Source organism: Allobosea sp. 05T422_2 (assembly GCF_056396265.1).
The window spans coordinates 1-19667 of record NZ_JBFTLD010000115.1 but is presented as its reverse complement, the minus strand read 5'-3'; the positions used below and the strand labels follow the sequence as shown (position 1 = coordinate 19667).

Sequence of the window (19667 nt, the reverse complement as noted above, 5' to 3'; positions counted from 1 at the left end):
CCCCCGAATTGCGCGTCGTATCGGGGCTTGCTGAGCGTTTCGGCCTCGCGGCTATCGTCGAGCCGAAGGGCAACGGTGCCCAAGTRTCGTTGATGGACCGCCCCGCGGCGAAGCGCCGTRCCATCGACATGGTTCGCCATGACGGCCTCTCCGCTGCGGCGTCGAGTTGGTGGCCGCTCTACAAGGCATCGCATGATGCCCTGATGCCCGATTCCTTCGAGAGCCGCCGACATGCTGGCACCGTGCGGGTAGAGGCAGACGGACGCGTCGTTGGTCGCAATGACGAGGACGAGACCGATCTATCGATGCTGACCGCCGATCCGTCCCGGCTTCAGCCCAATCCTGTTTCCTCCGCTTCGTAAAGGCGCGCCCCGATGCTGATAGACGGTTTGCAATGTGGTTTCTTTGACCGCGGCGTATTCGAAGATCTCAAGGCCGGCGGGTTCAGTTGCGTCACACCGACGCTCGGCTTTTGGGAGGGCGCGATCGAGTCCTTTGATTCTGTCGCGAAATGGCGCGATCTCGAGCGCGCCAATGCTGATCTGATGACGATCGTGCGGAAGACGGACGACATTCTCGCGGCCGAGCGCGATGGCAAGGTCGCGATGTTGCTGGGTTACCAGAACACCAATCTGCTCGATGGCCGGATCCGTTATGTCGAGCTCTTCGCCGATCTCGGCGTCAAGGTCTTGCAGCTGACCTACAACAACCAGAACGAGCTCGGCTCTAGCTGCTACGAGAGGGTCGATCCTGGCCTTGCACGCTTTGGCCGTGAGGTTGTCCGGGAGATGAACCAGTGCGGCATGCTGATTGATCTCTCACATGTCGGCGACCGGACCACGCTCGATACGATCGAATGGTCGCAGAAGCCGGTCTCGATCACCCATGCCAACCCGGCCTCCGTCTTCCCGCACAAGCGCAACAAGACGGATGCAATCATCAAGGCACTCGCTGAAAAGGGCGGCGTCATCGGCTGCGCAGCCTATCGCAACATAACGCCGGAGCCGGCCTGCGACAGCGTCGATGCCTGGGCCCAGATGGTGGCGCAGACCGTCGAGATTGCCGGTATCGACCATGTCGGCCTCGGCACCGACTTTAGCCACCATTCCAATCAGGTCTACCTCGACTGGATGCGCTCGGGCCGCTGGACCCGCTCTGTGCAGTACGGCGCCGCCTCGGCGGCCAAGCCCGGCCCCAGTGAGAAGCCGGCCTGGCTCAAAAGGATCAGCGGCCTGTCCGATGTCGGACCGGCGCTGGCGCGGGTCGGTTTCCACGCAGCCGAAGTCGAGAAGATCACCTCCGGCAACTGGCTTCGCCTCTATCGCGCAACGATCGGTTGAGAGGATAGCACCATGGCTAGGACCGTACTGACTCCACCGCGGACCACGCGCCGCGCCCTGCTATCGATGCTTGGGAGCGGCATCGTCGCGATGCCCTTCATCCGGAAAGCCCGCGCCGCCGACACCCTCTATATCAACACCTGGGGCGGTCCCTGGGAAGAAGCAGCGCGCGCGATACTCTTCAACCCGTTCACGGCGGAGACCGGAATCGAGATCCGCACGATCGCGCCGGTCTCCTTCGCCAAGCTGGCGGCGCAAACGCGGACTGGTATCTATGAATTCGACGTGACGACGCTCGGCGTCGCTGAACTCGGCCGCGCCAATCACGCCAAGCTGATCGACACCTATGACGAGAGCAAAATTCCGGCGTCGTCGCTCTGGCCCGGCGCGGTGACACTGARCGGCATCAACTCCCATGCCTTCGCCAACATCATCGCCTACCGCCGCGATAAAATATCCAATGGCGGCCCGAGGAACTGGGCGGATTTCTGGGACACGACCAAATTTCCGGGTTCGCGCAGCCTGCAGAACTATCCCGCACGCGTGCTTGCCTTCGCATTAATGGCTGATGGCGTCGAGCCTGCGAAACTGTTTCCCTATGATCTCGACCGCGCCTTCAAGTCGCTCGACAGGATCAAGAAGGATGTCCGCGTCTGGTGGAGCCAGAGCCCGCAATCCCAACAATTGCTGCGCGATGGCGAGGTCGAATTGATCGGGATGTGGAACACCAGCGCGCAGACGATGGTCGACCAGAAGCAGCCAATCGAACTCGTCTTCGACCAGGCCGTGATCGATGTCGCGACCTGGGTGGTAGCGCGCGGCTCTCCGAGGGCGAAGAACGCTTGGCGTTTCATCGAGTTTGCCGTGGGGCCAGAGCGGCTCGCGCAGTTCGCGCAGAAGAACAATTACGGCCCGATGAACCCCGCTTCGTTCAAATACCTGTCGCCCGAGGTCATCAGCCATATGCCGACCTCCCCCGAGAACCTGCCGAAATCCGTCATCCTCGATGCCGAGAAGCTACTGCCTCAGCTCGACACAATGGCCAAGCGCTTCGAACAATGGCTCTCGACTTGACCCTATCCCCCCCTGCGCAAGGCCGCGCCTGGAGCGCGGCTGGATGGGGCAAAGCCCTGTTCCGGCCGCCCTTCCTGCTCTATGCGCCGGCGACCCTGTTCCTGGCAGTGTTCTTCCTCGCACCGCTGGGCCTCGTCGTCTGGATGAGCGTGAGCGAACCGACGGTCGGCTTCGACAACTACGCTGAGTTCTTCGCCTCGAAATACGATCTCAACGTCCTGATGCGCACCTTCCAAACGGCACTGATCGTCACGATCACCAGCCTCGTCTTCGCTTATCCCGTGGCTTACGTCGCGGCCCGAAAGGGTGGCGCAGTCGGCTCCTTCCTACTTGGCATCGTGGCGCTGAGCTTCTGGACGAGTTTTCTTGTGCGAACCTATGCCTGGATGGTGATCCTGGGTGCGCGCGGGCCTGTTGTCGGACTCCTGGTCGCGCTTGGCGTCACCCCGCCGCCGCGTCTGCTCTTCACCACTTTTGCTGCGACCTTCGCCATGGCTCATATGTTGGTACCGTTCATGGTCCTGGCGCTGTATGCCGTCATGAAGCGCATCGACGAGGTGTATATGCGTGCGGCAGCCAGCCTCGGCGCCCGGCCGCTCAAGGCATTCCTGACGGTTTATCTGCCGCAAAGCCTGCCCGGCGTCCTCAATGGTGCGACGCTCGTCTTCATTACCTGCCTCGGCTTCTATGTAACGCCGACGCTGATTGGCAGCCCGCAGGACAAGATGATCGCCGGCCGCATCGGCCAGCAAATCGAGCAGCTTCTCGAATTCGGCGCGGCTTCAGCAACCTCGATGGTCCTGCTCGCCGCGGCGGTGGCGCTCTTCGTGGTCTATGATCGCCTGTTCGGCATCGAAAAGATGTGGAGGTGAGATGTCGCGCTCCACGGTGATCATCGCGGTGGCCGTCGCGATCCTGCTAGCCGGGCCGATGTTCATCGTCGTGCCTATGTCCTTCAGCACCGCGCCATCACTTGAGTTTCCGCCGCCTGGCTACTGGCTCGGCTACTATCGGCACTTCTTTTCCGATCCCAACTGGACCGGTCCGGTCTTGAATAGCTTCCTGATCGGGCTCGGCACCATGGTCTTGGCGATGCTGCTCGGCGCTCCCGCTTCCTTCGCGCTAGTGCGCTATCGGTTTCGCCTCCGGGCGCTGTTCCGGCTCATCGTGATGATGCCGTTGATTGTGCCGCATATCGTAATGGCACTGGGCTATTATAGCTATTTCGGTTCGCTCGGGCTGGTCCAGAGCATGACCGGCGTGATCCTCGCCCATGCCTGTCTGTCGATCCCGGTCGTGGTGTTGACCTTGACCTCGGCGCTGGTCAATTTCGATCGCCGGCTTGAGAACGCCGCGGCGAATCTGGGCGCCCGGCCGCTGACGACCTTCMGGTTGGTGACGTTTCCGATCTTGCGCCCGGCCTTCTTCGTGGCTGCGCTGTTTGCCTTCATCCATTCCTTCGACGAGGCAGTGATCGCGATCTTCATCTCCGGTCGCGACAGCGCGACCTTGCCTCGCCAGATGTTCAACAGCTTCCAGATGGAAGCCGACCCCGCCATTTCCGCCGCATCCTCGCTGCTGCTGGCTGCCGTTCTGGCCGCGCTCGGTGCGCAGTTCGCCGCCCGGCTCGTGCGTAAGCAACGGCCTGCGCACTCCTGAGACGCTGGAGCCTTCCGATGGAAACCGCCCGTTCGCTGTCGCTGAAATCGGTGACCAAGAGCTATCTGCCAGGGCAAAATGCGGTCGAGGCCATCGACCTCGATGTCGCACCTGGTGAGTTCATCTCCTTCCTTGGCCCCTCCGGTTCCGGCAAGACGACAACGCTGATGATGATCGCGGGATTTGCGCGTCCGACGCGAGGCGAGATCAGCATCGCCGGGCGCCAGATCGATGCAGTCGAGCCCTACGACCGCAATATCGGGATGGTATTCCAGAATTACGCTCTGTTTCCTCATATGAACGCGGCGCAGAATGTCGGCTTTCCCTTGCGCATGCGTGGCGTCGCCAAGGTGCCGGCGCAAGCCAAGGTTACGGCCGCGCTCGCGATGGTCGGCCTCGCCGAATATGCTGGCCGGGCCCCGGCCGAGCTTTCCGGCGGCCAGCAGCAGCGCGTTGCATTAGCGCGCGCCCTCGTCTTCCAGCCTGACCTCGTTCTGCTCGACGAGCCCCTGGGAGCGCTTGACAAGACTTTGCGGGAACAAATGCAGATGGAGTTGAAGCGCATCCACCGCGAGCTTGGCGTCACGATGGTCTACGTGACCCACGATCAGACCGAGGCAATGGCCATGTCGGACCGCATCGCTGTGTTCAACCGGGGTCGCATTGAGCAGATCGGGACGCCGAGCGAGGTTTACTTCACGCCGAAGACGCGCTTCGTCGCCTCCTTCGTCGGGGATAGCAATCTACTCTCGGGTAAGACACGCGAAAGTGGCCTCGTCGATGTTGCCGGCATCGGCCCGATCGCGACCAGCGCCGAGCACGTTCCGCCTGGCAAAGACGTCAGCATACTCGTCCGCCCTGAAACAATCCGGCTCAGCTCCGAACGTGCGGAACTATCGCCGTTGCGAAATTCAATCACCATCGCGGAGATAGTGAACTATGGCGATAGCGTCCTTGTCCTCGGGCGCAAGGCCGGCCAGGAACTGCGGATCCGGGTCCCCAGCATGGAAATGCCGGACCTGCGTCGGGGCGATGAATGCGACATAGAATGGGCCCCCACCCGCATCCATGTGATCGAGCACTGACGCCGCAACGATTGCTATGTAGCACCGTGTAGCTCGGCTCAGGATCGGATGATCTGCGTATTTTAGGGATGAGAGAGGATGCAGCTGTGCTCATGCCTGTCGTGCGCGAGCAAGTTGGCGCGGACACCTCGGCACTGCCTGCTGCCAGAGGGTTTTTGCTGATGGAGAACCGGGATATGAGTCCTTCGTCGTCTGGCATTTGATCTGCCAACAAAGCCAAGATCGAGGGGAGCGCTCGAGGATCGATCGCAGCTTCGTTGATTTAGCTACGCGTGTGTCGGGTAAAATACCGCAGGGATCAATCTCCGGCTCCAGGCTGAACTTCGCCTGTACCAATGCATTGGTCCGGATCGCGCTAATTCCGGTCATTGAGAGATCGCCCGGAATATTTATGCGCCATTTGATTTGCGAACTGAAGCCAAAGGGAAAGAGAAGTGACTATTTGTCGCTTCTGACGGAAGCGGATATTCGTTGGATCCTTGGCCGTGCTGCTATGCACGTGAATGCGCTTCGACGAGCGGGATGCTCTTGGTCACGACAAAGGTGTAGTATCGCTCGATCCCGATCGCGGGGTCGAGCAGCCTGTCGATCAGGCGCTGATAGCTGTCAATGTCTGGCACGACCACGCGCATGATGTAGTCGATGCCTCCGCCGGTGGCATCGCAAGCGACGATCGCCGGTTCCCTCGCCACCGCCTCCTCGAAGCGACGGAAATCCGCCTGCTGATGGCTCTTCAGGCTGATCTCGACGATCACCGTGGTGCGCGGCGCCGCCACCCCGAGATCGACGATGGCGGTATAGCCCTTGATCACGCCGGCCTCTTCCATCCGGCGCAACCGCTCCCAGCAGGCCGCCGGCGACAGCGCGACCGTTTCGGCGAGTTTGAGCTTGGTCATGCGGCCGTCACGCTGCAGGGCTGCGACGATCTTGAGATCGATGGGATCGAGCTTCATCTTCGGTGACCGCACGTGCATAATGTCATGAATTCTGACTCCTAAGAACGAGACAATCCCATGTTCCGTCAAGCCGCGCGGCCTTCCGGCAACAGGCTTTCTCCGGTTGTGGAGAAGGCCGTCGAATGGCACCCGGTCCTGACGAAGCAGAGGGGCGCGACCAAGCATGCCGCGCTGACCGAGCGCATCATCGGCGACATAAGCGCCGGCGTTCTGAAGCCGATGGACCGGATGCCAACCCATCGCGACCTCGCCCGCGAGCTCGGCATCTCCGTCCAGACCGTCAGCCTCAGCTACAAGGAGGCCGAGCGACTCGGCTATCTCAGCGGCGAGGTCGGGCGCGGGACCTTCGTGAAGAGCCGTGTCACCGAGCAGGCAGGGCGGCTGATGCTCGACCGCAGCCCGACGCAGATCGTCGACCTCTCGATCGTGCGCGGGGTATATCTCGATGCGCATGAGGCGGCCTCGCGCCAGGTGCTGGCCGCGTTGGCCGAGGGCGACACCAGCGCCTTCATGCGGCCGTGCCGGCCGATCGCGGGCCTCGACCGCCATCGCGAAGCGGCGCGGCTTTGGCTCGGGCCGCTCGGCGTGGAGACATCAGCCGAGCGCATCCTGATCACGAACGGTGCCGCGCACGCGCTCTTCCTGGCTCTCGCCTGCGTGGTCCGCGCCGGCGACCTCGTGCTGACCGAGAACCTGACCGATCATGGAGTCATCGGCCTCGCCAATGTTCTCGGTTTCAGCCTCAGGGGCCTGCCGACCGATGAGGAAGGCGTTCGCCCCGATGCGGTCGAGGCAGCGTGCCGTGCTGGCGGTGTGCGTGCGCTGGTCCTCATCCCGACGCTGAACAATCCGACGAGCCATGTCGCTGGCCCCGAGCGCCGCCGCGCCATTGCCGAGATCGCGCAGCGCCACGGCGTCTTCGTCGTCGAGGACGAGGTCTACAAGCCGCTCATACCCGAGCCGCTCCCGTCGATCACAGCGAYGCTGCCGGATCTCGGTTTTTTCCTCACCAGCTTCACCAAGACGGTGCTGACCGGCCTGCGCGTCGGCTATCTGGTCGTGCCGCCGCAATACTCGATCCGCGCTGCCTCGATCCTGCGCGTGACGAGCTGGAGCGGCACCTATCTGCCAGCCGAGATCGCGACGCGCTGGGTCGAGGACGGTACGGCGGAAAGGCTGCTCGCCGTCCAGCGCGAGGAGGCCAAGGCGCGCCAGCACATCGTGACGGAGACACTCGGGAGCCACGTCGCCTCGAGCCATCCGCTCTCGCTCTGCGCCTGGCTCAAGGTGCCCACGCATTGGACCGAAGACAGCCTGGTGCGCTCGCTCGCCGACCGGCGCGTGGCGGTGACGCCGTCCGATCCCTTCGTGGCCGGCGTCGGCCATGGCGGCGGCATCCGCATCTGCCTTGGTGGGCGGATGAGCCATGAGCTGCTGACCCGGACGCTGACGAGTGTACGCCAGACTTTCGAGCAGCTTCCGCCGGTCTTCGATATCGGCGCGATCGGCTGAGAGCTGCGGCCGCAAACGGCACGGTCTTCTTCGCGTCATTGCCGCGTGCGGGCTGCTCCCGTTATGATTGAATCATTACAATATAATAATTGACATGAAATTTTCTCCCTCGCAGCATGACAAGCGAGAGGGAAATGAAGGTGATCAAACCGCATCTTGCCACTGCCGAAGCAGATCGGCCGGCCGCTCCGCCGGCCTCCCTGGCCTTGCCCGACATCGAAGCCGCAGCGGCGCGTATCGCCGGCCGGGTGGCGCGCACGCCGCTCGTCGCCTCGGCCTTCCTGAGCCGACTGTGCGGCCAGCCCGTCCATCTAAAGCTCGAAACCCGCCAGCCGATCGGCGCCTTCAAGCTTCGCGGCGCGATGAACGCGGTGCTGGCTTTGGACGAAGATCAGCGCCGGCGCGGGCTCGTGACCGCGTCCACCGGCAATCATGGCCGCGCGGTTGCCTACGCTGCCCGGGAGCTCGGCGTTGCCGCCACGATCTGCATGTCGACGCTGGTGCCGACGAACAAGGTCGAGGCGATCCGCTCGCTCGGCGCCGAGATCCGCATTATCGGCCATTCTCAGGACGATGCGCAGGTCGAAGTCGAGCGTCTGGTCGCCGAGCACGGGTTCACCCCGATCCCGCCCTTCGACGATCCTGACGTCGTTGCCGGCCAGGGCACGATCGGGCTCGAACTGATCGAGGATCTGCCCTCGCTCGCCTGCGCACTGGTCCCGCTCTCGGGCGGCGGGCTCGCGGCCGGCGTCGCGGTGGCAGTCAAGGCGCTGCGGCCTTCCGTCAGGATCGTCGGCATCTCGATGGAGCGCGGCGCCGCCATGGCCGCGGCGATCGTGGCGGGCCGGCCGGTCGAGATGGCCGAGGAGGAAACGCTGGCGGATTCACTCGGCGGCGGCATCGGCCTCGCCAATCGGGTCACCTTCGCCCTGTGCCGCGATCTCATCGACGAGGTCGTGCTGCTGAGCGAAGCGGAGATCGCAGCCGGCATCCGTCACGCCGCACGCGAGGAGGGCGAGGTTGTCGAGGGGGCCGGGGCGGTCGGCATCGCCGCCCTGCTCGCCGGCAAGGTCAGCCCGCCAGGCCCGGCGGCGCTCATCGTCTCCGGCCGCAACATCGATGAAGCCGCGCACCGGCGCATCGTCTCGGGAGCCACCGCATGAGCCGTATGCTCGTCCTCACCGAGGCGGAATTGCGCCGCGTCGTCAGGCTCGATGCGAGCGCGGTCGCTTGTGTCGAGGAAGCCTTCGCAGCGCTCGCCACCGAGCCCGTCGCCATGCCGCCGATCCTGCGGCTCGACATTCCCGACTATCGCGGCGAGGTTGACGTGAAGACGGCCTATGTGCCGGGCCTCGACGGTTTCGCGATAAAGGTCAGCCCCGGTTTCTTCGACAATCCCAAGCTCGGCCTGCCCAGCCTCAATGGGCTGATGATCCTGTTCAGCGCCCGCACCGGCCTCGTCGAGGCGCTGCTTCTGGACAATGGCTATCTCACCGATGTGAGGACGGCCGCCGCCGGAGCCGTCGCGGCGCGTCATCTTGCTCGGCCCGATGCTGCGGTCGCCGCGATCTTCGGTGCCGGAATGCAGGCGCGGTTCCAGCTCGAAGCGCTGGCGCTGGTGCGGCCGATCCGCGAGGCGCGGATCTGGGCACGTGATCCGTGCAAAGCCGGTGAGGCCGCGACGGACCTCTCCCGGAAGCTCGGCTTTTCCGTCACCGCCGTGGCTGATCCTCAGGCCGTCGCGCGCGGTGCCGATGTCATCGTCACCACGACGCCGGCGCCACAGCCGATCCTGCTGGCGGACTGGCTCGAGCCCGGCCAGCATATCACCGCGATGGGCTCCGACAGCGAGCACAAGAACGAGATCGATCCGGTCATCTTCGCCCGCGCGACCTATGTTGCCGATCGCCTCAGCCAGACTCGGCGCCTCGGCGAGCTCGCATCTGCGATCCGCGCCGGTCTGGCTACGAGCGACCAGAGCTTCGCCGAGCTCGGCGAGGTCATAGCCGGCAAGCGTCCCGGCCGGTCGCGTACCGACGAGATCACCTTCGCGGACCTAACCGGCACGGGCGTGCAGGACACCGCGATCGCCAATCTTGCCGCCGCCCGCGCCCGCGATGTCGGCGCCGGGCAGACCATCGACACCAGAGCCGAAGCGGGAGACGCCGCGTGACCGTGACCCTGAATTTCACCCGCGAGGAATATGCCGAGCGCCTCGCCAAGGCCCGCGCCGCCATGGAGCGGGCTGGCGTCGAGCTGATGATTGTCACCGACCCGTCCAACATGCATTGGCTCACCGGCTATGACGGCTGGTCGTTCTACGTCCACCAATGCGTGCTCGTGCCGCCGACGGGCGAGCCAATCTGGTATGGCCGCAAGCAGGACGCGAATGGCGCGAAGCGCACCGCCTATCTCGCCCACGACAACATCATCGGCTATCCCGACCACTACGTTCAATCGACCGAGCGCCACCCGATGGATCTGCTCGCGCAGATCATTGCCGAGCGCGGCTGGGACAGGCTTCCTATCGCGGTCGAGATGGACAATTACTACTTCTCGGCGGCGGCGTTCGCCTCGCTGCGGACGCACCTGCCGAATGCCCGTTTCAAGGATGCCGGCGGGCTGGTGAACTGGCAGCGCGCGGTCAAGAGCAATACTGAGCTCGACTACATGCGCAAGGCCGGCCGCATCGTCGAGCTGATGCACCAGCGCATCGTCGAGGTCGTCGAGCCCGGCATGCGCAAATGCGACCTCGTCGCCGAGATCTACGATGCCGGCATCCGCGGCACGGCCGAGTTCGGCGGCGACTATCCGGCGATCGTGCCGCTGCTGCCTTCGGGCGCCGACGCCTCAGCTCCGCACCTGACTTGGGACGACAAGCCGATGCGATCAGGCGAAGGCACTTTCTTCGAGATCGCCGGCGCCCATAAGCGTTACCACTGCCCACTGTCGCGCACCGTCTTCCTGGGCAAGCCGACACAGGCTTTCCTCGACGCCGAGAAAGCGACGCTCGAAGGCATGGAAGCCGGCCTCGCCATAGCGAAACCCGGCAACACCTGCGAGGACATCGCCAACGCATTCTTCGCGGTGCTGAAGCGGTACGGCATCATCAAGGACAACCGCACCGGCTACCCGATCGGTCTGTCCTATCCRCCSGAYTGGGGCGARMGSACCATGAGCCTCAGGCCCGGCGACCGGACCGAGCTCAAGCCCGGCATGACCTTCCACTTCATGACCGGCCTCTGGCTCGAGGACATGGGGCTCGAGATCACGGAGAGCATCGCGATCACGCAGACCGGCGTCGAGTGCCTGTCGAACGTGCCACGCCAGCTCTTCGTCAAGGGGTAAGGGCATGTCGATCGCCTCGCCCCGTCCCTCGCCAGTGACGCCTACGATCGACCTATCGGCGAAGGGCGTTCAGCACGGCCATCTGCGTCTGCCGTATAGCCGCGATGACAGCGCCTGGGGCTCGGTGATGATCCCGATCTGCGTCGTTGCGAGCGGGGAGGGGCCGACCGCGCTTTTGACCGGCGCGAACCATGGCGACGAATATGAGGGCCCGGCGGCACTGTTCGAGCTGGCGTGCACGCTCGACCCGGCGACAATTTCGGGCCGGGTCATCATCCTGCCGGCGCTGAACTACCCCGCCTTCCGCGCGGGGACGCGGACCTCGCCGATCGACAAGGGCAATCTCAACCGCAGTTTTCCGGGCCGCCCGGACGGCAGTGTCACCGAGAAGATCGCCGACTATGTCACGCGCCATCTCGTGCCGCTCGCCGATATCGTGCTCGACTTCCATTCGGGCGGAAAGACGCTCGACTTCCTGCCCTATGCGGCGGCTCATGAGCTGCCGGACAAGGCGCAGGAGGCGCGCTGCTTTGCGGCGGTTGCCGCCTTCTCCGCGCCGTACTCGATGAAGATGCTGGAGATCGACGCCGTCGGCATGCTTGACACCACGGTCGAGGAGATGGGCAAGGTCTTCGTTACGACCGAGCTCGGCGGCGCCGGGACGGCAACTGCCCGCAGCATCGGCATCGCTCGGCGCGGTGCCGGGAACCTGCTCAGGCATGCCGGCATCCTCGCAGGAGCGCCCGAGACTGCGCCGACCCGCTGGCTCGACATGCCCTCCGACGACTGCTTCACCTTCGCGCAGGATGACGGGCTGATCGTCTTCCAGCACGATCTCGGCGAAGCCGTGCGGGCCGGCGAAGTGATCGCCCGGGTTCATCCCGTTGGAAAAACCGGGCTCGCCCCGGCCGAGTACCAGGCTGCCATGGATGGCATCCTCGCCGCCCGTCACATCCCCGGGCTGATCAAGGCGGGCGACTGCCTTTGCGTCCTCGCCGCGCTGCGGGAGGCACCCTGACCCGTTCGGCCGGGCGACCGGCCCAAGCCAAGCCGCCGGCGCGAAGACGCCAGAGAAGCCGAAGCAATCGGCATGCGGAGAAACATCAACCAGAGGAGAATGCAGATGCCGTTTCTGAAGATTGCCGGAATCTCCGCCATGGCTCTCGCCATCGCCCTGTCCGCGGCTGGCGCCACCAGCCTCAAGGACGTCAAGGACCAGGGCTATATCCGCGTCGCGACCGCCAACGAGCTGCCCTATTCCTACATGAAGGATGACGGTACCTCGGCCGGTATCGGCCCCGACGTCGCCAATGCCGTGCTGAAGAAGCTCGGTGTCGCGGAGGCCAACTGGTCCGTCACGCCGTTCGGCACTCTGATCCCCGGCCTCAAGGCCAAGCGCTTCGATTTCGTCGCCGCCGAGCAGAACATCTCGCCKGAGCGGTGCAAGCAGGTCTCCTTCACCGAGCCGAACTCCTCCTATGGCGAGGGTTTGCTGGTGAAGAAGGGCAACCCGAAGAAACTGACGACCTATGCCGATATCGCCAAGGATCCGTCGCTGAAGGTCGCGGTCGTGTCCGGGGCGAACAATATCGACTTCCTGCGCGCCGTCGGCGTCAAGGACAGCCAGGTGATCTTCATCACCGCCAATGCCGACGCGCTCGCCACCGTACAGAGCCGCGCCGACGCCTATGCCGCGACCGAACTCACCGTCGCCTCGCTCGCCAAGGGCCAGGCCAATGTCGAGCAGGTCGCGCCCTTCAGCGACCCTGTGGTCAACGGCAAGCCGGTCCGCAATTTCGGCGGCTTCGCATTCCGGTCCGAAGACAAGGAGCTGCGCGACGCCTTCAACGCCGCCTTGGTCGAGTTCCGCAAGACTGACGATTACAAGAAGATCCTCGGCACTTACGGGCTGTCGGAAGCCAGCATCAAGGCAGCGGCGGAGCGCAAGGTCGAGGACCTCTGCGCCGGCAAGTAAGGCTAGCTGACATCGTTCCGCCCGCCCCGATGGCGGGTGGAGCTCCACACCTCTTAAACGCTTTCGCGGAGCCTACTGGATGGAGTGGCTGTCCTATCTGCCCGCATTGTCGCGCGGTGCCCTCGTCACTGCCGGGATCACCTTGTCGGCGATCGCGATCGGCGCTGTCGCCGCCTTTGCGGCCGGCATCGCCCGCGTCGAGGGCGGGCGCGTGCTGGCGACGATTGCCCTTTGCTACACCGAGCTCTTCCGCGGCACCTCGCTGTTCGTCCAGCTGTTCTGGTTCTACTACGCCCTGCCGCTCTTAGGGATAAGCTTTGAGCCGGTCGCCACCGGTATCCTCGTGCTCTCGCTACACGTCGGCGCCTATGGCTCCGAGATCGTCCGCGGCGCGCTTCAATCGGTCTCCGTCCAGCAGCACGAAGCGGCGCGGGCGCTGAATTTCGGCCGCACCCAGACGCTTCTTCACATCACCTTGCCGCAGGGGCTGGTCGAGATGATGCCGGCCTTCGGCAATCTCGCCATCGAGACCCTGAAACTATCCTCGCTGGTGTCGCTGATCTCGATCGCTGACCTGACCTTCCGGGCGCAATCGATCCGCAACCTCACCCTCGATAGCGCCGGCGTCTACAGCCTGACGCTCGTCGGCTACTTCGCGATGTCGCTGGTGCTGATGTTGATCATGCGGCTGATCGAACGGCTGGTCCGGCGCGGCGCCGCCTTCCCGCGCGCGGCCCATTCGTGAGGCTGATGGCATGATGTACGGCTTCGAATGGGATACGACGACGCCACTGACCTACGCGTCCTCGATCCTGCCGATTATCCTGATCGGGCTGACGGTGACGCTGCAGGCGGCTGCTGCAGGCTTTGCGATCGCGCTGGTGCTCGGCCTTGTCTTCGCGCTGCTGCGCCGCAGCCGTTTTGCGGCCGTGTCCTGGACGACGGCCATCGTCGTCGAGTTCCTGCGCGACACGCCGCTCTTGGTGCAACTCTTCTTCCTCTACTACGTGCTCCCGGACTATGGCGTCACGCTGCCGGCCTTCCTGACCGGGGCGATCGCGCTCGGGCTGCAGTATTCGGCCTATACCTCCGAGGTCTACCGCGGCGGTATCGAGGCCGTGCCGCGCGGGCAATGGGAGGCGGCGACCGCGTTGAACCTCTCCCGGATGCAGACCTATCGCGACATCGTCGTGCCGCAGATCGTGCCGCGCATCTTGCCGGCGATGGGCAACTATCTCGTCGCGATGATCAAGGAGACGCCGGTGCTCTCCGTCGTCACCGTGCTTGAGATGATGGGGCTCGCCAACATGATCGGCGAGCGCACCTTCGAATATCTGGTGCCGCTGACCCTGGTCGGCCTGATCTTCCTCCTCCTCACGCTGATCTGCTCGGCCGGCCTGCACCGGCTGCACAAGGCGCTGCCGAAAGCAGGGATCCCGCTGCGATGACCGAGACCTCTCAGGCGCCCATCATCGAGTTCGCCGGCGTCACCAAGCGCTTCGGAGCCTTGACCGTGCTCGACGACTTCAACTTCAGCGTCGCCCGTGGGGAGAAGGTCACGCTGATCGGCCCGTCGGGCTCGGGCAAATCGACGGTGCTGCGCATCCTGATGACGCTGGAGCCGTTCCAGGAGGGCCGGCTGACGCTTGCAGGCATGCCCTATCACGAGCCGAAAGCCGGCGGACCATTCAAGGCGTCGGACGGGCATCTGCGCCAGATCCGCAGTCATGTCGGTATGGTCTTCCAGAGCTTCAACCTGTTCCCGCATATGACCGTTCTTCGCAACGTCKTCGAAGCGCCAGTGCGCGTGCTCGGCCTGCCGCGCGGCGAGGCCGAATGCCGGGCCGTCGACCTGCTCGCCATGGTCGGGCTCGCCGACAAGAAGGACCATTATCCCGCACAGCTCTCCGGCGGCCAGCAGCAGCGCGTCGCCATTGCCCGCGCGCTGGCCATGCGTCCCCGTGTGCTGCTCTTCGACGAGCCGACCTCGGCACTCGACCCGCAACTCGTCGGCGAGGTTCTCTCCGTCATCCGCGGCCTCGCCAGCGAACACGACCTCACCATGCTGCTGGTCACCCACGAAATGCGCTTCGCGCGCGAGGTCTCCGATAGGGTCTGCTTCTTCGACAAGGGGCGCATCTGCGAACAGGGGGAGCCGGAGCGCATCTTCAGCGCGCCCGAGCAGCCTCGCACACGCGAATTCTTGGCCTCGGTGCTGGGCTGAGCCGGCGCCGACACTCTATCGGCGCCGGCCTGAACTTCCGAGACTTTCTCGGCGCGAAACCGAGACTTCGAAGACAGTCTCGCCAGTCCTTCACCTAACCTCGTCGTCAACTGAGGGAGGATGGTCATGAACGCAATGACGAGCACGGCAAGGCGGGAAACTGCAATCGCCAAGCCTGCCGAGCATCCCGGACTGTCGCGCCTCGCCGATCGCCGCCTGCTACGGCAGCTCGCCTATATCGACGGGCGCTGGACCGCTGCTCGCGACGGCAAGACCTTCCCGGTGAGCGACCCCGCGACGGGCGCCCACGTCGCGCAGGTCGCAGCGCTCGGAGCGGCTGAAGCGACGCAGGCTATCGAGGCGGCGCATGCTGCCTTCCCGACCTGGAAAGCGCTGCTGCCGCAGGCGCGCGCAGCACTGCTGCGGCGCTGGCATGCCGAGATGTTTGCGGCAGCCGAGGATCTCGCGCTTCTGATGACGCTTGAACAGGGCAAGCCGCTGGCGGAAGCGCGCGGCGAGATCGCCTACGCCGCCGACTTCATCACCTATTACGCGGAGGAAGCGCTGCGCGTGAATGTCGAGAGCGTGACCAGCCATTTGCCGGGTGCGCAGATGTCGCTGTCGCGCGAGCCGGTTGGTGTTGCAGCCTTGCTCACCCCGTGGAACTTCCCGTCCGCCATGCTGACGCGCAAGGCCGCGGCAGCCCTCGCCGCCGGCTGCACCGTCGTCGCTCATCCCTCGTCGCACACGCCACTGTCGGCACTGGCACTGGCGGAGGTCGCCGACCGCGCCGGGCTGCCGGCTGGCGTCTTCAACATCGTTACCGGCGACGCCGCGCCGATCGCAGAAACCTATTGCGCCGATGCTCGCGTGCGTGCCGTCAGCTTCACCGGCTCGACCGAGATCGGCCGGATCGTCGCCCGCAACGCTGCGGCAACCGTCAAGCGCGTGGTCATGGAGCTCGGCGGCCATGCGCCGCTGATCGTCTTCGACGATGCCGATCTCGACCGGGCTGTTGCGATCGCCATCGATGCCAAGTTCGCGACGTCCGGCCAGGACTGCCTCGCCGCCAACCGGATCTATGTGCAGCGTGGTCTCTATGAGCGCTTCTGCGCTGCCTTCGCCGACAAGGTCTCGGCGCTGCGGGTCGGGTCCGGCCTGGAGCGCGAGGTCGAGATCGGCCCGTTGATGCACGCGGCTGCCAAACGCAAAGCCGAAGCCCAGATCGCCGACGCTTTGGCGCGCGGTGCGCGGCGGCTGACGCCGGAGCGCGCCATGCCGGGCCCGCTCTTCTTGGCGCCGACCGCCCTCGCCGACGTGCCCGACGAGGCGCTGATCATGCGCGAGGAGACCTTTGCCCCAGTGGCGGCCATCGCCTCGTTCGGCAGCGAGGACGAGGTCATCGCCCGTGCCAACGACACCGAATACGGCCTCGTCGCCTATCTCGTGACGCGTGACGGCGCGCGGGCCGCACGCATGGCCAGGGCGCTCGAATACGGCATGGTGGCGGTCAACCGGGTCAAGATCACCGGCGCGCCGATCCCCTTCGGCGGGATGAAGCAATCCGGTCTTGGTCGCGAGGGCTCGCGCCACGGCCTCGAGGCCTTCACCGACCTCAAATATGTCTGCCTCGATCTGAACTGAGCCGCCGTTTGCCGCTTCCACGAAGGACTCCTGCGATGCTCGACCATCACGCCCGCACCAGCAACGAACTGGACGCCTGGGACCGCGACCACGTCTTCCATCCCTCGACCCATATGGGCCAGCATGCCCGTGGTGAGACCCCGAACCGCATCATCGCCGGTGGCGAGGGCGTCTATATCGTCGACCGCGAGGGCAAAACGAGCCTCGACGCATTCGCCGGCCTCTACTGTGTCAATGTCGGTTATGGCCGAAAGTCGATCACCGATGCGATCGCCGAGCAGGCGGCGAAGCTGCCCTATTACCACGCGTATGTCGGCCACGGCTCCGAGCCCTCGATCAAGCTGGCCAAGATGGTGGTGGAGCGCGCGCCCAGGGGCATGAGCCGCGTCTTCTTCGGGCTGTCTGGCTCGGACGCCAACGAGACCAACCTCAAGCTGGTTTGGTACTACAACAACGTCCTGAAGCGGCCGGAGAAGAAGAAGATCATATCGCGCTGGCGCGGCTATCACGGCTCGGGCGTGATGACCGGCAGCCTCACCGGCCTTGCCGCCTTCCACACTCTCTTCGACCTGCCCAGGGCCCCGATCCTCCACACCGAAGCGCCGTATTACTACCGCCGCGAGGACCGCAGCCTCAGCGAGGAGCAGTTCTCGCAGCATTGCGCCGACAAGCTCGAGGAGCTGATCCAGGCCGAGGGACCGGAGACGATTGCCGCCTTCATCGGCGAGCCGGTGCTCGGCACGGGTGGCATCGTGCCGCCGCCCGCCGGCTACTGGGCGAAGATCCAGGCGGTGCTGAAGAAGCACGATGTCCTACTGATCGCGGACGAGGTCGTCACCGGCTTCGGGCGACTGGGCAGCATGTTCGGCTCGGACCATTACGGCATCGAGCCCGACCTCATCACCATCGCCAAASGGCTGACCTCGGCCTATGCGCCGCTCTCGGGCGTCATCGTCTCGGAGAAGCTCTGGCGGGTGCTGGAGCAGGGCTCGGATGAATACGGCCCGATCGGCCATGGCTGGACCTATTCCTCGCACCCGCTTTGCGCTGCTGCGGGCGTCGCCAATCTCGAACTGGTCGACGAACTCGATCTCGTGCGCAATGCCGGCGAAGTCGGCGCCTATTTCAATGCGACGCTGCAGGATGCCGTTGGCGGCCATCGCCATGTCGGCGAGGTCCGCGGCGAGGGCCTGTTGGCGGCGGTCGAGTTCGTCCGCGACAGGGATGACCGCGTCTTCTTCGCTACCTCTGAAAAGGTCGGCCCGCGCATTGCCGCCGCCCTGCTGGAACAGGGCGTCATCGCCCGCGCCATGCCGCAAGGCGATATCCTGGGCTTCGCACCACCGCTATGCCTCACAAGGCAGGAGGTCGACCAGATCGTCGACGCGACCCGGCGCGCCGTGGCGGCAGTGCTTTAGCGCCAATGATCCCATGAACCTAGTCGCGTTGGCGCTGTTGCGCCAGTTAGGGACGTTGGGCCCTCGCCCGGGAGCGGACATTGATTGCCCGTGAAACGGCGGTCGGTTGCGACCAAGGTTGTGTGCAAACGGGCTGACCCGCTGGCGCTGGTCAGCAGTGCCTTGTCCGCTCCGCCCGTCGACCGATCAGCGCCTGTTCCCGGCGTTCGAGGATCAACGGGCGGCCCCCTCCCCGGCCATGAAGCGCGTTTGCGCGCAGGATCTCCAGCGTGACATGCATGGAGCTGACCACAGGTGGCGAACGGATGTTGCTGGCGCGAGCCGGTTGTCGACGCGCTGGCGACGGACGCGCAGGAGCTGGATTTTCGCCGCACCTTCGAGGATCGGGAGGGCGAGACCACGGCGCGCGGGCGGCGGCGCGTTCCTGAGAAAGCTGGCTTGTACCGGGCCCGTGCTCTGCCTGGGTGGCCTCATCGTCTTGGGTCGCCCGAGCCGAACCGGGCCGCGAGGGGAAGGCGATGCTGGGCATCGACGAGAACGCCGAGGGMGCGACCCTGATCCGGCGGCTTGGCGACCGTGCCACTTGTAGCTATGGCGATATGCCCCTATATCTAAGGCATATCGCCAGGGAGATCGGCCATGACCACAGTTACCGCACTCGAAGTCGTTGGTGGGCGCGACCTAATCGGCGCCCCCATCAATAGCAGCCGCGATCTCATTAGCGCAGTTCGGCGAGGCTTCCCGGTCCAGACTGTGGAGTACGTCATCAGCAGCGGCCGCATGTCCCTCGCCGAAATTGACCTGGTTGTCATTCCTCGCAAAACGCTCAGCCACCGGCGCAAGATTGGCACCCTGACATCCGAACAATCTGACCGCCTGATCCGGGCTGCGCGCGTCCTTGCCGAAGCTGAGGAAACGTTCGGATCTCAGCAGAAGGCAGCCAAGTGGCTGCGCCGGCCAACAACCGCACTCAGCGGCGAAAAGCCCATCGACCTCCTCGACACCTCGGAGGGAGCAGACCAGGTCGAGGCGCTGCTCGGCCGCATCGGCCACGGCATCGCCGCCTGATATGAAAGTCTGGCGTGTTTGCCGTTTACCGTTTGCCGATTTGAACGGCGAGGGGGCGCGGATCTACGGCGGACGGTGGAACACTCCCGGACGCCCCCTGCTGTATACGGCCGAAAATCCGGCGCTCGCGGTTCTTGAGGTAAGAGTACATCTCGACCTCGAGCCTGACCTGATCCCAGACGATTACGTCCTCATGGAAATCGAGTCAGGCTCAGCTGTAATCAAAGAGATTTTGGACCCAATTGAAGCACCGGCAACTGTCGGTGACCGCTGGCTCGCCTCAATGGAAACCCCGATCCTTAAGGTTCCATCCTTTGTGGTGCCAAACAGCTTCAACTTGCTGATCAACCCGGCGCACCCCGGA

The 19667-nt window shown here is 64.7% G+C and carries 19 protein-coding genes and 1 pseudogene; 19 read left to right on the top strand and 1 reads right to left on the bottom strand.

The window, feature by feature from the left end; translation table 11 throughout:
* The 6 genes and pseudogenes from AC1DJT_RS19805 to AC1DJT_RS19780 form a co-directional block, all read left to right on the top strand.
* Positions 1-362, top strand: a pseudogene (locus AC1DJT_RS19805) (hypothetical protein); the annotation flags it as partial.
* A gap of 12 nt (positions 363-374) precedes the next feature.
* Positions 375-1340, top strand: a complete 966-nt coding sequence (locus tag AC1DJT_RS19800; RefSeq protein ID WP_441492598.1) for a dipeptidase — start codon at positions 375-377, stop codon at positions 1338-1340.
* 12 nt (positions 1341-1352) lie between these two features.
* Positions 1353-2414 carry an ABC transporter substrate-binding protein gene (locus tag AC1DJT_RS19795; protein ID WP_476834707.1) on the top strand — a complete coding sequence of 354 codons (1062 nt, stop codon included), beginning with the start codon at positions 1353-1355 and terminating at the stop codon, positions 2412-2414.
* Entirely contained in the window at positions 2411-3286 is an 876-nt protein-coding gene (locus AC1DJT_RS19790; RefSeq protein ID WP_441492596.1) for an ABC transporter permease, read from the top strand. The genes AC1DJT_RS19795 and AC1DJT_RS19790 overlap by 4 nt, the downstream gene beginning before the upstream one ends.
* Before the next feature lies 1 nt (position 3287).
* On the top strand, positions 3288-4073 hold the full coding sequence (locus AC1DJT_RS19785; RefSeq protein WP_441492595.1) for an ABC transporter permease: 786 nt from the start codon (positions 3288-3290) through the stop codon (positions 4071-4073).
* Positions 4074-4090: 17 nt separating this feature from the next.
* On the top strand, positions 4091-5158 hold the full coding sequence (locus AC1DJT_RS19780; protein ID WP_441492594.1) for an ABC transporter ATP-binding protein: 1068 nt from the start codon (positions 4091-4093) through the stop codon (positions 5156-5158).
* Positions 5159-5649: 491 nt separating this feature from the next.
* Here the strand turns inward: AC1DJT_RS19780 and AC1DJT_RS19775 are convergent, their stop codons facing one another.
* A complete protein-coding gene (locus AC1DJT_RS19775; RefSeq protein WP_441492593.1) occupies positions 5650-6111 on the bottom strand; it encodes an Lrp/AsnC family transcriptional regulator in 462 nt (153 codons plus the stop codon).
* 60 nt (positions 6112-6171) lie between these two features.
* Here AC1DJT_RS19775 and ehuR point away from each other — a divergent pair, with 60 nt between their 5' ends.
* The 13 genes from ehuR to AC1DJT_RS19710 form a co-directional block, all read left to right on the top strand.
* Positions 6172-7626 carry a MocR-like ectoine utilization transcription factor EhuR gene (ehuR, locus tag AC1DJT_RS19770; protein ID WP_476834706.1) on the top strand — a complete coding sequence of 485 codons (1455 nt, stop codon included), beginning with the start codon at positions 6172-6174 and terminating at the stop codon, positions 7624-7626.
* 134 nt (positions 7627-7760) lie between these two features.
* Positions 7761-8789, top strand: coding sequence for a hydroxyectoine utilization dehydratase EutB (eutB, locus tag AC1DJT_RS19765; protein ID WP_441508093.1), 1029 nt, complete (start codon positions 7761-7763; stop codon positions 8787-8789).
* Positions 8786-9799 (top strand): ectoine utilization protein EutC, encoded by a 1014-nt coding sequence (gene eutC, locus AC1DJT_RS19760; RefSeq protein WP_441492591.1) that lies wholly within the window; start codon positions 8786-8788, stop codon positions 9797-9799. Before eutB ends, eutC begins: the two co-directional genes overlap by 4 nt.
* On the top strand, positions 9796-10974 hold the full coding sequence (gene doeA, locus AC1DJT_RS19755; protein WP_476834705.1) for an ectoine hydrolase DoeA: 1179 nt from the start codon (positions 9796-9798) through the stop codon (positions 10972-10974). Before eutC ends, doeA begins: the two co-directional genes overlap by 4 nt.
* 4 nt (positions 10975-10978) lie before the next feature.
* Entirely contained in the window at positions 10979-11992 is a 1014-nt protein-coding gene (doeB, locus tag AC1DJT_RS19750) for a N(2)-acetyl-L-2,4-diaminobutanoate deacetylase DoeB (RefSeq protein ID WP_441492589.1), read from the top strand.
* 105 nt (positions 11993-12097) lie between these two features.
* Complete coding sequence (gene ehuB / locus AC1DJT_RS19745; protein WP_441480479.1) at positions 12098-12949, top strand: ectoine/hydroxyectoine ABC transporter substrate-binding protein EhuB; 852 nt, start codon at positions 12098-12100, stop codon at positions 12947-12949.
* 79 nt (positions 12950-13028) lie between these two features.
* Positions 13029-13694, top strand: a complete 666-nt coding sequence (gene ehuC / locus AC1DJT_RS19740; protein WP_441480478.1) for an ectoine/hydroxyectoine ABC transporter permease subunit EhuC — start codon at positions 13029-13031, stop codon at positions 13692-13694.
* 10 nt (positions 13695-13704) lie between these two features.
* On the top strand, positions 13705-14397 hold the full coding sequence (gene ehuD / locus AC1DJT_RS19735) for an ectoine/hydroxyectoine ABC transporter permease subunit EhuD (protein ID WP_441492588.1): 693 nt from the start codon (positions 13705-13707) through the stop codon (positions 14395-14397).
* Positions 14394-15173: an ectoine/hydroxyectoine ABC transporter ATP-binding protein EhuA gene (gene ehuA / locus AC1DJT_RS19730; RefSeq protein WP_476834704.1), complete on the top strand. Its 780-nt coding sequence runs from the start codon at positions 14394-14396 to the stop codon at positions 15171-15173. Before ehuD ends, ehuA begins: the two co-directional genes overlap by 4 nt.
* 135 nt (positions 15174-15308) lie before the next feature.
* Entirely contained in the window at positions 15309-16817 is a 1509-nt protein-coding gene (locus AC1DJT_RS19725; protein WP_476834708.1) for an NAD-dependent succinate-semialdehyde dehydrogenase, read from the top strand.
* Positions 16818-16852: 35 nt separating this feature from the next.
* Positions 16853-18235, top strand: a complete 1383-nt coding sequence (locus AC1DJT_RS19720) for an aminotransferase (RefSeq protein ID WP_476834703.1) — start codon at positions 16853-16855, stop codon at positions 18233-18235.
* Positions 18236-18874: 639 nt separating this feature from the next.
* Entirely contained in the window at positions 18875-19303 is a 429-nt protein-coding gene (gene parS / locus AC1DJT_RS19715; protein WP_441480474.1) for a type II RES/Xre toxin-antitoxin system antitoxin, read from the top strand.
* Position 19304: 1 nt separating this feature from the next.
* The coding region (locus AC1DJT_RS19710; RefSeq protein ID WP_476834702.1) for an RES family NAD+ phosphorylase at positions 19305-19667 on the top strand (363 nt) is incomplete at its 3' end.

Bases quoted from the DNA above. Each gene is read 5' to 3' on its own strand.
- AC1DJT_RS19800 (WP_441492598.1), top strand. From the start codon at position 375: ATGCTGATAGACGGTTTGCAATGTGGTTTCTTTGACCGCGGCGTATTC.
- AC1DJT_RS19780 (WP_441492594.1), top strand. From the start codon at position 4,091: ATGGAAACCGCCCGTTCGCTGTCGCTGAAATCGGTGACCAAGAGCTAT.
- AC1DJT_RS19775 (WP_441492593.1), bottom strand. From the start codon at position 6,111: ATGAAGCTCGATCCCATCGATCTCAAGATCGTCGCAGCCCTGCAGCGT.
- eutB (WP_441508093.1), top strand. From the start codon at position 7,761: ATGAAGGTGATCAAACCGCATCTTGCCACTGCCGAAGCAGATCGGCCG.
- eutC (WP_441492591.1), top strand. From the start codon at position 8,786: ATGAGCCGTATGCTCGTCCTCACCGAGGCGGAATTGCGCCGCGTCGTC.
- doeB (WP_441492589.1), top strand. From the start codon at position 10,979: ATGTCGATCGCCTCGCCCCGTCCCTCGCCAGTGACGCCTACGATCGAC.
- ehuC (WP_441480478.1), top strand. From the start codon at position 13,029: ATGGAGTGGCTGTCCTATCTGCCCGCATTGTCGCGCGGTGCCCTCGTC.
- ehuD (WP_441492588.1), top strand. From the start codon at position 13,705: ATGATGTACGGCTTCGAATGGGATACGACGACGCCACTGACCTACGCG.
- AC1DJT_RS19725 (WP_476834708.1), top strand. From the start codon at position 15,309: ATGACGAGCACGGCAAGGCGGGAAACTGCAATCGCCAAGCCTGCCGAG.
- parS (WP_441480474.1), top strand. From the start codon at position 18,875: ATGACCACAGTTACCGCACTCGAAGTCGTTGGTGGGCGCGACCTAATC.